Raw genomic sequence first — 12,712 nt, forward strand, 5'->3', positions numbered from 1 at the left:
CGGGGCCGGCCGCCCCCGGGGGTCATCCCGGGGTCAGCCCAGGCCGTATTCGGCTTCCGCCAGCGGACGCGACTTGGTCGCCTCGTCCAGCGCCTTCAGGGTTTCCAGCAGCTCGCGCATGCGCGGCAGCGGCCAGGCATTGGGGCCATCCGACAGCGCGTTCGCGGGATCGGGGTGGGTCTCCATGAACAGCCCGGAGATACCGCTGGCCACGGCCGCACGGGCCAGCACCGGCACGTATTCGCGCTGCCCGCCGGAGCTGGCACCCTGCCCGCCCGGCTGCTGCACCGAGTGGGTGGCGTCGAACACCACCGGGGCGCCGGTGCGGCGCATGTCGGCCAGGCCGCGCATGTCGGAGATCAGGGTGTTGTAGCCGAAGGACACCCCGCGCTCGCAGACCATCACCGACTCGTTGCCGGCCTCGCGCGCCTTGTCCACCACGTTGCCCATGTCCCAGGGGGCCATGAACTGGCCCTTCTTGATGTTCACCGGGAGCCCCTGACGGGCCACGTTCTGGATGAAATTGGTCTGGCGGCACAAAAACGCCGGGGTCTGCAGCACGTCCACCACCGCGGCGACCTCCGCCAGCGGGGTGTCCTCGTGCACGTCGGTCAGCACCGGCACGCCCATGCGCTCGCGCACCGATTCGAGGATACGCAGCCCCTCCTCCATGCCCGGGCCGCGATAGCTGCGGGTGGAGGACCGGTTGGCCTTGTCGAAGGACGACTTGTAGATGAACGGAATCCCCAGCTCGCGCGTGAGCTCGGCGAGCTGCCCCGCGGTTTCCTCGGCCATGGCCTCCGATTCGATCACGCAGGGACCGGCGATCAGGAAGAACGGCCGGTCCAGGCCCACGGAGAAACCGCACAGTTCCATCAACCTGCCTCCCGTCAATCGGTCAGCGCCGCGCCCACATCCGGCGCGCGCTCGTTCTGGTAGTCCCGCGCCGCACGGACGAAGCCGGCGAACAGCGGGTGTCCGTCGCGCGGCGTGGAGGTGAACTCGGGGTGGAACTGACAGCCGACGAACCACGGATGTTCCGGAAGCTCCACCGCCTCCACCAGTTCCCCGGACTCGGACAGCCCGGAGATCACCAGCCCGGCCTGCTCCAGACGCGCGCGGTAGGCGTTGTTGAATTCGTAACGGTGGCGGTGGCGCTCCTCGATGCGACTGGTGCCGTAGGCCGCGGCGATGCGCGAGCCCTCGGTCAGGCAGGCGGTCTGCGCACCCAGGCGCATGGTGCCGCCCAGATCGCTTTCGGCATCGCGATGTTCGATCCGCCCCTCGCGGTCCTGCCATTCGGTGATCAGCGCGATCACCGGATGCGGAGTATCGGGCGCGAACTCGGTGGAATGTGCCCCGTTGAGGCCGGCCACGTTGCGGGCGTATTCGATCACCGCCACCTGCATGCCGAGGCAGATGCCCAGATACGGGATGCCCTCCTCGCGCGCATGGCGTACCGCCTCGATCTTGCCCTCGACGCCGCGTTCGCCAAAGCCGCCCGGCACCAGGATCGCATCCAGCCCTTCAAGCTCCGCGCGTGCCTCGGGGGTGTCGCCCTCCAGCTTTTCCGAATCCAGGTAGCGGATGCGCACCCGGGTGCCGACCTCGATGCCCGCATGGGTCAGGGCCTCGTTGACCGACTTGTACGACTCGGTCAGCTCGACGTACTTGCCGACCATGCCGACCGTAACCTCCGACTCGGGGAACTCCATGGCGTTGACCACGTGCTTCCAGTCGGACAGGTCGGCGACCGGCAGATCCTCGATGTGCAGCTTGCGCAGCACGATCTCGTCGAGCTTCTGCGAATGCAGCCACAGCGGGATCTTGTAAATGTTGTCGACGTCCACCGCAGAGATGACCGCCTTTTCCTCGACGTTGGTGAACAGCGCCATCTTGCGCCGTTCCCCTTCGGGGATCGCCTGACTCGAGCGGCACAGCAGGATGTCCGGCTGGATGCCGATGGAACGCAGTTCCTTGACCGAATGCTGGGTCGGCTTGGTCTTGATCTCGCCGGCGGCGTCGATATAGGGGACCAGGGTCAGGTGCATGAACAGCGCGTTGTCGCGCCCCAGCTCCACGCCCATCTGGCGGATCGCCTCGAGGAACGGCAGGGACTCGATGTCGCCCACCGTGCCGCCGATCTCGATCAGTGCGATGTCGGCGTCATCCGCCCCTTCGCGGATCGAGCGCTTGATCTCGTCGGTGATGTGCGGAATGACCTGCACCGTGCCGCCCAGATAGTCGCCGCGGCGCTCCTTGCGGATTACGTTCTCGTAGATCTGGCCGGTGGTGAAATTGTTGTGCCGCGAGGTGCGGATGCGCACGAAGCGCTCGTAGTGCCCGAGATCCAGGTCGGTCTCGGCCCCGTCATGGGTGACGAACACCTCGCCATGCTGGAACGGACTCATGGTCCCCGGATCGACGTTGATGTAGGGGTCCAGCTTCATCAGCGTGACCTTCAGGCCACGCGCCTCGAGGATCGCCCCCAGAGAGGCGGATGCAATACCTTTGCCCAGAGACGAAACCACGCCTCCGGTGATAAACACGAATCGCGTCATGCGGGAAACCTGGCCGGGACCGACGGGGGTCAAAATGCCCGCAAAGGGTACCAGACCCCCCGTTTTCGCTCAATCGCGAACGCGCCCCGCGGGGCGCCTGCGGGCCCGTCATGGCGGGGCTGCGGCGCCTCGGCCCGAACCTGCGACGCAGCTCACGGGGGGCCGCCGTCATCCGGTCCGCGCGGCCACAGCACGGCACGCACCTCGCCCCCCGGCGGGCGCAGCAGCGGGATGCGCGCACGCCGCCATGGCGGAATCCCGCGCTCCTGCATCAGCGACTTCAGCCGCCGGTGCCGGCCGCCCGCCGGCACCCGTTCACCACCCTGGCGGAACACCACCTCCACCGCCCCGGCCAGCAGCGGATCGGCGAACGCCGGATGCTCGCGGGTCAGCACCCGGCCATCGGGCAGACGCAGCCGCTGCTGGCCGGCCGGCCACGGGATGGGCGACGCGGGCTCCGTCTCCGGCGGATCCAGATACAGCGCATCGCGGTAGCGCCGCAGGCAGCCCTCGTCCCAGTCCAGCCGCGGCTGGCGATCCTCGCCGGCCGCCTGCGCCTGACGCAGGAATTCCGCCAGCCGCCTGTGGCCCGGCGGGCGCAGGCCGTGTTCCCGGATCCAGTGACGCAGGAGGGCGCTCCGGCGTCCCGGTTCCAGCGGCCGCAGGACGGACAGCGGCAGGCATTCACCGGCCCCGGCGCCCGCCAGGTGGCGCGCGAGAACGGCGTCCTCCCCGTCGGCCACCCCGGCCTGCCAGCGCGCGGCCCGCGCCAGCCCGGCCGACGCAGCAAACCGTTCATTGAGCCGGGGCAGGATCTCGCGGCGCAGGAAGTTGCGGTCGAACCCCGGATCGGCGTTGGTGGGATCCTCCATCCAGGTCAGCCCCTCGCTCCGTGCCCGCGCCGCCACGGCTGCATCCGCCACGTCCAGCAGCGGGCGCGCCAGCCAGCCCTCGCCTTCGCGGCGCCACGGGGGCATGCCACGCAGGCCCAGCGGACCGCTGCCGCGCAGGGCCGCGAGCAGGAAGGTCTCGGCCTGATCCCCGGCATGATGCGCGGTGACCACCACCCCGGTCGGCCCCAGGCCCTCGCGCAGCAGCGCATAGCGGGCGTGCCGGGCCGCGGCCTCCACCCCGTCCGCGCGGGTCTCGAGGGGACCGACCGCGCGGTGCTCGACATGCAGACCCAGCGAATGCGCCACCGCACGGCAGTGTTCCGCCTGGGCCGCGGACTGCGCGTGCAACCCGTGGTCCACGTGCCAGGCTTCGGGATCGGGATGCCCGACAGCTCGACAGGTCGCGGTCAGGGCATGCAGCAGGACGCTGGAATCGCGACCGCCGCTGAAGGCGACGCGCAGCGGGCCGCCCGCGGGACACTCCTCGAGGAACCGCCGCAGCGCGACGTCAACGGGATCAGGCGCCGGCTTCCTGGAAGGCACCGTAGTCCATCAGCCGGCGGTAACGCCGCTCCAGGCGCTTGCCCGGGTCCAGCCGCTCCAGCCCGCCCAGGGTCTCGGCCAGCGCCGCACGCAGATGCTCCGCCATGGTCTCCGGATCACGGTGGGCGCCGCCCAGGGGTTCGTCAATCACCCGGTCGATCAGCCCCAGGTCCTTCAGCCGCCCGGAGGTGATCCCCAGCGCCTCGGCGGCCTCGGCGGCCTTCTCCGAGCTCTTCCACAGGATGGAGGCGCAGCCTTCCGGCGAGATCACCGAATAGGTCGAGTACTGCAGCATGAGCGTCGCGTCGCCCACGCCGATCGCCAGCGCACCGCCGGAGCCGCCCTCGCCGATCACCGTGGCGATGATCGGGGTGTCCAGCCGCGCCATCACCCGCAGGTTGCGCGCGATCGCCTCGCTCTGCCCCCGCTCCTCGGCCCCCACGCCGGGGTAGGCGCCCGGGGTGTCGATGAAGGTGAACACCGGCATGCGGAAGCGCTCGGCCATCTCCATCAGGCGCAGGGCCTTGCGATAGCCCTCCGGACGCGGCATGCCGAAATTGCGCTGCACCTTGTCCCGGGTCTGGCGGCCCTTCTGGTGGCCGATGATCATCACCGGCCGCCCGTCGAAGCGGGCCATGCCGCCGACGATCGCGGGATCATCGGCATAGGCGCGGTCGCCGTGCAGTTCCTCGAATTCCTCGAACAGCGCCGGGATGTAGTCGAGCAGATACGGACGCCGGGGATGACGCGACAGCTGGGCGATCTGCCAGGGCGTGAGCTTGGCGAAGATGCTTTCGGTCAGCGACTGGCACTTGTCCTGCAGCCGCTGGACCTCTTCCTGGATGTTGACCTCGGTGTCGTCGCTCACGTACTGCAGGTCGCGGATGCGGGCCTCCAGTTCGGCGATCGGCTGTTCGAAGTCGAGAAATTCCGGGTTCATGCAAGGATTCCAGTCAGTCACGTTCGGGGTGGCGAGTTTAACGAATCGGCGCGATCTACGCTGGCCGGCAGCGGGCCCCGCCGGCCGGGCCTAGCCCCGCTGGTAGAGCAGGCGCGCCTCGCAGGAAGGACCCAGGGTCTGCTGGATGCCGCGCAGCAGGGCCTCGTTCGGCAGGATGCGCCAGTCCTGCGGCACCTTCAGTTCCGCCTCCATGCCGTCGCGGCGATAGCGCAGGCGCAGCGGGCAGCCGGGCGGGGCACCCTCTTCGTCCGCCTCCGGCGCGCCGCCACTGCCATTGCCGTTGCCGCGCCCGGCCGGTCGGTGCTCCTGCAGCAGGCCGTGCAGCCCGGCGATCTGCTCCGGCCGGACCTCGCGCAGGTCCAGACACAGCGCGCGTGCCCACTGCGCGCGCGCCTCGTCCAGGGTCAGGACCCGGCGCGCGCGCATGCGCACCCCGCCGGCATAGTCGTCCAGGGTCACCGTGCCTTCGGCCACCAGCAGGCTGTCCGGCTCGAGCCGGTCGCGGTACTGGTTGAAATCGTCGTTGAACAGCACCAGCTCAGCGCGCCCGCTGCGGTCATCCAGGGTCGCCACGCCCATGCGCCCGCTGTTGGTGTTGCGTACCCGCACGCCCACCACCAGCCCGGCGATGCGCACGGTCTCCTGGCGTCCGCGCCCGCGGTTCTCGCCCTCGTCGGGGCGCTGTTCCAGTTTCGCCTCCAGCTCGGCCAGGCTGGTGCCGGTCAGGCTGCGCAGCTCCCCGCGATAGCGCTCCACCGGGTGCCCGGTCAGATACAGCCCGAGGGTCTCTTTCTCCCCGCGCAGCCGGTCATCGTCCTCCATCTCCGGCTGCGTCTCGCTCTCCGGCACCACCGCGGCCGCCGGGTCGCCGAACAGATCCACCACGCCGAGGCTGGCATTGCGTTCGGTCTGTTCCGCCGCGGCTACCGCGGTGGGGATGTCGGCCAGCAGGGTCGCGCGGTTGGCCCCCAGCGAATCCAGCGCACCGGCCCGCACCAGGGTCTCCAGCACCCGCTTGTTGAGCTTGCCCAGATCCACCCGCTGGCACAGATCCACCAGCCCGTGGAACGGCCCGCCCTCGTTGCGTGCCTTCAGCAGGGTCTCGATCGCGGACTCGCCGACGCCCTTGATCGCCCCCAGCCCGTACACCACCGTGCGCGCGTCCTGCACGGTAAAGCGGTAGTCCGACTGGTTCACGTCCGGCGGCAGCACCGCCAGCTCCATGCTGCGGCATTCCTCGATCAGGCCGACCACCTTGTCGGTGTTGTCCATGTCCGCGGACAGCACCGCCGCCATGAACGGCGCCGGATAATGCGCCTTGAGCCAGGCGGTCTGATAGGCCACCAGGGCATAGGCCGCGGAGTGCGACTTGTTGAAGCCGTAGCCGGCGAACTTCTCCACCAGGTCGAAGATGTAGGTCGCGGTGTGCTCCTCCACCCCGCGTTCCACCGCACCATTGACGAAGATCTCGCGCTGCTTGGCCATCTCCTCGGGCTTCTTCTTGCCCATCGCGCGGCGCAGCAGGTCGGCACCGCCCAGGGTGTAGCCGGCCAGCACCTGGGCGATCTGCATCACCTGCTCCTGGTACAGGATCACGCCGTAGGTCGGCTTGAGCACCGGCTCCAGATCCGGGTGCGGGTATTCCACCTCGGAGCGCCCGTGCTTGCGGTCGATGAAGTCGTCCACCATCCCCGACTGCAGCGGCCCCGGGCGGTACAGCGCCACCAGCGCGATGATGTCCTCGAAGCTGTCCGGCTGCAGACGCCGGATCAGGTCCTTCATGCCACCGGATTCCAGCTGGAACACCGCGGTGGTCTGATAGCCCTTGAGCAGTCGAAAAGTCTCCGGGTCGTCCAGCGGCACGCCCTCCAGATCGATCTCGATCTCCGGATCCATGCGCTTCAGGTTCTGCACCGCCCAGTCGATGATGGTCAGCGTGCGCAGCCCGAGAAAGTCGAACTTGACCAGGCCCACCGCCTCGACATCGTCCTTGTCGAAATGGGTCACCAGCGAGCCGCCATCATCTTCGCAGTACAGCGGAGAGAAGTCGGTCAGCGCCGACGGCGCGATCACCACCCCGCCGGCGTGCTTGCCGGCGTTGCGGGTCAGTCCTTCCAGTTTCATCGCCAGATCGATGATCGCGCGGACCTCCTCGTCCTCGTCGTACTGCGCCTTGAGGTCCTCGCTCTCGGTCAGGGCCTTCTCCAGGGTCATGCCCAGCTCGAACGGGATCAGCTTGGCGATGCGGTCGACGAAGCCGTAGCCGTGCCCCAGCACGCGCCCGACGTCGCGTACCACCGCCTTGGCCGCCATGGTGCCGTGGGTGATGATCTGCGAGACCTTGTCACGGCCGTAGCGCTCGGCCACGTATTCGATCACGTCGTCGCGCTTCTCCATGCAGAAGTCGACGTCGAAGTCGGGCATGGAGACCCGTTCGGGATTGAGAAACCGCTCGAACAGGAGCTCGTAACGCAATGGATCCAGGTCGGTAATTCCCAGCACGTAGGCCACCAGCGAGCCGGCACCGGAACCGCGCCCCGGCCCCACCGGGATCCCGTTGTCCTTCGCCCACTGGATGAAGTCGGCCACGATCAGGAAGTAGCCGGGGAAGCCCATCTGGCAGATCACGTCCAGCTCGCGCGTCAGCCGCGCCTCGTAGTCCGCGGTGTCGGCGAACTGGAAGCGCTCCAGGCGTGCACGCAGCCCCTGATCGGAGATCTCGCGCAGATGCTGCTCCACCGTGCGGCCTTCGGGCACCGGGAAATCCGGCAGCACCGACTCCCCGAGCGTCAGGCGCACGCTGCAGCGCCGGGCGATGGCCACGCTGTTGGCCAGGGCCTCGGGGATGTCCTCGAACAGCGCGGCCATCTCCTCCGGCGTGCGCAGGTACTGCTGCTCGGAGTAGCGCCGCGGCCGGCGCGCGTCGTCCAGGGTGTGGCCGTCGTGGATGCACACCCGCGCCTCGTGGGCCTCGAAGTCCTCGCCGCTGAGAAAACGCACGTCGTTGGTGGCGACCACCGGCAGTCCGTGGCTCTCGGCCGCGCCAATCGCGGCCTCGATCCAGGCCTCCTCGCCCGGCCGCCCGGTGCGCGTGAGCTCCAGATAGAAGCGCCCGGGGAAACGCTCCAGCCACGGCTGCAGCACGGGCTCGGCAAGGGCCTGCGCGACCCCGCTGCCACTGACGAACAGCCCGTCGATGGTTCCCGACAGGGCGATCAGCCCCTCCGCCGCGCCGCCATCCAGCCAGGCGCAGTCGATCCGCGGCACGCCCTTCTCCTGACCCTCCTGCCAGGCGCGCGAGATCAGCCGCGTCAGGTTGCGATAGCCGGCATCGTTCTGCGCCAGCAGGGTCATGCGCGCCGGGGTGCCATCGGCGCGCGCGTCGCGCACCAGCACGTCCGCGCCCACGATCGGCTGCACGCCGGCGCCGATCGCCGCCTTGTAGAACTTCACCAGCCCGAACAGGTTGCAGTGATCGGTGACCGCCACCGCCGGCATGCCGGCCGCGGCCACGCTCTGCACCAGCGGCTTCAGACGCACCAGGCCATCGATCAGGGAATACTCCGAGTGCACCCGCAGGTGCACGAACCCCGGATCAAGCAGCGGATCCTGCAGCCCGGCGTCGGCGATCGTGGCGGGGGAGTCGGTCACGCGTGCCCCCGTTCTTCCGCAGCCGGTTGCGCAGCAGCCGCCAGCGCGCGCGCCACCGGGCCGAAGCTGCGCCGATGCGCGGGACACGGCCCGTGGCGTTCCAGGGCCGCGCGGTGCGCGGCGGTCGGGTAGCCGGCATGGCGGTCGAAGCCGTATTCCGGCCATTGCTCGTGCAGCGCGCGCAACTCGCGATCGCGCGCCACCTTGGCAATCACCGAAGCGGCGCTGATCGCGGCCACGCTGCCATCACCGCCCACGCGGGCCTCGGCGGTCCACGGGCCCTCCGGGGTGAAACGGCCGTCCACCAGCAGATGCACCGGCGCCGGATCCAGGGCCTGCACCGCCCGCTGCATCGCCAGCAGGGTCGCGCGATGGATGTTCAGATGATCGATCTCGGCCGCCTCGGCGCGCCCCAGGGCCCAGGCCAGGGCACCGTCGCGGATCCGCTCGTCCAGGGCCTCGCGCCGGCGCGCGGTGAGTTTCTTGGAATCGGTCAGACCGGGGGCATCGAAGCCTTCCGGCAGGATCACCGCCGCGGCCACCACCGGCCCGGCCAGCGGCCCGCGACCCACCTCGTCGACGCCCGCGACCCCGTCTGCCCCGCCTGTCTTGCCGCTCATGAAGCCGCTCCCGATGTCCGCACGCCGTGTTCCCGGACGATGCCCCGCACGCCATCCGGGGGATCCGTTACAATGGCGCCGAAATCCTAGCACAGCCCCCTCCGGACCGAGCATCCCGACCATGTCCCAGAATCCCCTGCGCTGCGCCGCCGTCGGTGTTGGCCATCTCGGCCGCTGGCATGCGGCCAAATACGCGGCACTGCCCGACACCGAACTGGTGGCGGTGGCCGATGCCGACCCCGAAACCGCCCGCCGTGTCGCCGCCGAGCACGGCTGTGCGGCCGAGACCGACCACCGCGCCCTGATCGGCCGGGTGGACGCGGTCTCCATCGCCGCGCCCACCACCCTGCACTACGCGATCGCCCGCGACTTCATCGAGGCCGGCTGCCACGTGCTGGTGGAGAAGCCCGTGACCGCGACACTGGACGAGGCCGAGGCCCTCAACCGGCTGGCCGAAGAACGCGGCGTGGTACTGCAGGTCGGGCATCTGGAACGCTTCAACGCGGCCCTGCGCCAGCTGACCGAGAATCCGCTGCACCCGCGCTTCATCGAGTCGCACCGACTGGCGCCGTACAAGCCGCGCGCCACCGACGTCTCGGTGGTGCTGGACCTGATGATCCACGACATCGACATCATCCTGGCCCTGGTCGACTCGCCGCTGGCCGAGATCCGCGCTTCCGGCGCCCGGGTCCTGACCGGCGACATCGACATCGCCAATGCGCGCCTGGAGTTCGAGGACGGCTGCGTGGCCAACGTCACCTCCAGCCGTATCAGCACCAAATCCGAGCGGCGCATGCGCATCTTCCAGTCGCATGCCTACGCCTCGGTGGACTTCCAGAACCGCATCCTGTCGTTCAACCACCTGGGTGACGTCGATCCCGAAACCGGGGCGCCCGAGATCCACCGCGACGAGCGCGTGTTCGACGAGGCCGATGCCCTGCTCGCCGAAATCCGCGCGTTCGTGGCCGCCGCGCGCGGCGACGCCCCGGTCCTGGTCAGCGGCCGCGACGGACAGCGCGCGCTGGAGACCGCCAGCCGCATCACCGAACTGGTGCAGGCCAATCTCAACGTGATGGGCCGCGCCGACGGCCCGCACTCCGCAATCGAATCCGCAACAGGAGCCCGCCCGTGATCCCCATGGTCGACCTGCAGCGTCAGTACCAGACGCTGCGCACCGAGATCGATGCCGCCCTGCAGGAAGTCCTCACCGGCGCCCGTTTCATCCTCGGGCCCAACGTCCAGGCGCTGGAAGAGGAGCTGGCCGACTACCTCGGCGTGGAACACGCCATCACCTGCGCCTCCGGCACCGACGCCCTGCAACTGGCGCTGCATGCCGCGGGCGTCGGGCCCGGTGACGAGATCATCACCACGCCGTTCACCTTCATCGCGACCGCCGAGGCCATCCGCTATCTGGGCGCCGAGCCGGTGTTCATCGACATCGACCCGCGGACCTTCAATCTGGACCCGGAGCAGATCGAGGCGGCGATCAGCCCGCGCACCCGGGCCGTGCTGCCGGTGCATCTGTTCGGCCAGCCGGCCGATCTGCCGCGCATCCGCGAGATCGCCGAGCGCCACAAGCTGCTGGTCATCGAGGACTGCGCGCAGTCCTTCGGCGCCAGCATCGACGGCGCGCAGACCGGTTCCACCACCGCGTTCGGGGCGTTCAGCTTCTTCCCCAGCAAGAACCTCGGCGCCTTCGGCGACGGCGGGCTGGTGACCACCTCCTGTCCGTCCTCCGCCGAGGCCCTGCGCCGCCTGCGCAACCACGGCTCCAGCGTCCGCTATTACCACGACGAGATCGGCTACAACTCGCGCCTGGACGAGATGCAGGCGGCGATCCTGCGCTGCAAGCTGCCGCACATCGACCACTACAACGCCGAGCGCCGGCGCGTGGCTGCGCGCTACAGCAAGGGGCTGAAGGACCTGCCGCTGGAGACCCCGCACGAGGACGGGATCGGCGTGCACGTGTATCACCAGTACACCCTGCTGACCGATCACCGCGAGGCGCTGATGAGCGCGCTCACCGAGGACGGCATCGCCAACGCGATCTACTACCCGGTGCCGCTGCACCAGCAGAAGGCCTTTGCCGAGCCCGACGGCGAGCCCGAATCCCTGCCGGTGACCGAATCGGTGGCCGCGCGCTGCCTGTCCCTGCCGATCTTCCCCGAACTGGAAGACGCGCAGGTCGACCGCATCGTCGAACGGATCCGCCGCACACTGTCATGACCCGCGAGGTCGTCGTCTGCGCCGGCGAGAGCTCCGGCGACGCCCTGGGGGCGGGGCTGGTGCGGGAACTCGCCGGCCACGCGGACGACCTGCGTTTCTCCGGGATGGGCGGCGAACGCATGCGCGCCGCCGGCGTGGACACCCGCATCGACGTGGAAGAACTGGCGGTGGTCGGGCTGGTCGACGTACTGGTCAACTACCCCCGCCTGCGGCGGCTGTTCCGACGCATGTGCGACCACCTCGAGACCACCCGCCCCGCGCTGCTGGTGCTGGTCGACTACGTCGAGTTCAACCTGCGCCTGGCCGCGCATGCCAAACGCCTGGGCATCCCGGTGCTGTTCTACGTCAGCCCGCAGCTGTGGGCCTGGCGCAGCGGCCGCATCCGCCGCATCCGGCGCCATGTCGACGCCATGGCCGTGCTGTTCCCGTTCGAGACCGCCATCTACGAACGCGCCGGCGTGCCGGTACGCTACGTCGGCAACCCGCTCGTTGACCACGTGCAGGCGCCGGAACCACCCCTGCGCGAACGCCTGGGCGTCGCGCCGGATACCCGAATCATCGGCCTGCTGCCGGGCAGTCGCGGCGGCGAGCTCAAGCGCCACTGGCCCCTGCTGCTGGAAACCGCCCGCCGCCTGCACCACCGGCACCCGGATCTGCGCTTCGCGGTGGGTCTCGCCCCCGGGGTCACCGCCGAGCGCCTGGCCGGGCTGGCCCCGCCGCCCGCCGGGCACGACGAGAGCGCCGGCACACCGCCGCTGGACTACGTCGGGGGCGAGGACGGGACCCACGCGGTGATGGCCGGCGCCGACCTGCTGCTGACCGCCTCCGGTACTGCCACCCTGGAGGCCGGCCTGCTGCGGGCGCCGATGCTGGTGTTCTACCGCATGGGCGCACTGTCGCATTTCGTGTTCCGCCGCCTGGTGCACCTGGAGCACATCGCGCTGGTCAACATCGTCGCCGAGGAAGGGGTCGTCCCCGAATACCTGCAGCACGACGCGAACCCGCAACGCCTCACCGACGACGCCGACGCCCTGCTGCGGAAACCGCAACGCCTGGAGGCGATGCGCGAGCGCCTGTCACGGGTACGGGAAAGACTGGGCGACGGCGGCGCGGATCGCCGCGTGGCCGCGGCGGCCGCCGAGATGCTGGAGCACGGACACCTGCTGCCCGCCGACTGACGCACCGTGCGGGCTCGGCGCGTTTGCCCCTGGATGCCGGGATGCCGGGGCCCGACCCATACGCCGTGTGCCCCGTGCG

Annotated in this window: 9 protein-coding genes; 3 read left to right on the top strand and 6 right to left on the bottom strand. The window is 69.9% G+C overall.

Features of this window, described 5'->3' with window-relative positions:
• Positions 1 to 33: 33 nt before the first annotated feature.
• From kdsA to rnhB, 6 genes are all read right to left on the bottom strand, one after another.
• Positions 34 to 876, bottom strand: a complete 843-nt coding sequence (kdsA, locus tag C998_RS0109920; RefSeq protein WP_018870712.1) for a 3-deoxy-8-phosphooctulonate synthase — start codon at positions 874 to 876, stop codon at positions 34 to 36.
• Between the two features lie 14 nt (positions 877 to 890).
• Positions 891 to 2,561: a CTP synthase gene (locus C998_RS0109925; RefSeq protein WP_019022781.1), complete on the bottom strand. Its 1,671-nt coding sequence runs from the start codon at positions 2,559 to 2,561 to the stop codon at positions 891 to 893.
• Positions 2,562 to 2,713: 152 nt separating this feature from the next.
• Positions 2,714 to 3,997, bottom strand: a complete 1,284-nt coding sequence (tilS, locus tag C998_RS0109930) for a tRNA lysidine(34) synthetase TilS (protein WP_018870714.1) — start codon at positions 3,995 to 3,997, stop codon at positions 2,714 to 2,716.
• Positions 3,972 to 4,937, bottom strand: coding sequence for an acetyl-CoA carboxylase carboxyltransferase subunit alpha (locus tag C998_RS0109935; protein ID WP_018870715.1), 966 nt, complete (start codon positions 4,935 to 4,937; stop codon positions 3,972 to 3,974). The genes tilS and C998_RS0109935 overlap by 26 nt, the downstream gene beginning before the upstream one ends.
• Positions 4,938 to 5,027: 90 nt before the next feature.
• Positions 5,028 to 8,609 (bottom strand): DNA polymerase III subunit alpha, encoded by a 3,582-nt coding sequence (dnaE, locus tag C998_RS0109940; protein WP_018870716.1) that lies wholly within the window; start codon positions 8,607 to 8,609, stop codon positions 5,028 to 5,030.
• Positions 8,606 to 9,229, bottom strand: coding sequence for a ribonuclease HII (gene rnhB / locus C998_RS0109945; protein WP_018870717.1), 624 nt, complete (start codon positions 9,227 to 9,229; stop codon positions 8,606 to 8,608). The genes dnaE and rnhB overlap by 4 nt, the downstream gene beginning before the upstream one ends.
• 121 nt (positions 9,230 to 9,350) lie before the next feature.
• On the opposite strand from rnhB, the gene C998_RS0109950 reads away from it, so the two are divergent.
• From C998_RS0109950 to lpxB, 3 genes are read left to right on the top strand one after another with little or no spacing between them, the layout of a single operon-like run.
• A complete protein-coding gene (locus tag C998_RS0109950) occupies positions 9,351 to 10,361 on the top strand; it encodes a Gfo/Idh/MocA family protein (protein WP_018870718.1) in 1,011 nt (336 codons plus the stop codon).
• A complete protein-coding gene (locus C998_RS0109955) occupies positions 10,358 to 11,455 on the top strand; it encodes a DegT/DnrJ/EryC1/StrS aminotransferase family protein (protein WP_018870719.1) in 1,098 nt (365 codons plus the stop codon). The genes C998_RS0109950 and C998_RS0109955 overlap by 4 nt, the downstream gene beginning before the upstream one ends.
• Positions 11,452 to 12,633: a lipid-A-disaccharide synthase gene (lpxB, locus tag C998_RS0109960; protein ID WP_018870720.1), complete on the top strand. Its 1,182-nt coding sequence runs from the start codon at positions 11,452 to 11,454 to the stop codon at positions 12,631 to 12,633. Before C998_RS0109955 ends, lpxB begins: the two co-directional genes overlap by 4 nt.
• The last annotated feature ends 79 nt before the right edge of the window (positions 12,634 to 12,712 follow it).

This window comes from Thioalkalivibrio sp. ALgr3, assembly GCF_000377325.1.
GTDB lineage: Bacteria > Pseudomonadota > Gammaproteobacteria > Ectothiorhodospirales > Ectothiorhodospiraceae > Thioalkalivibrio.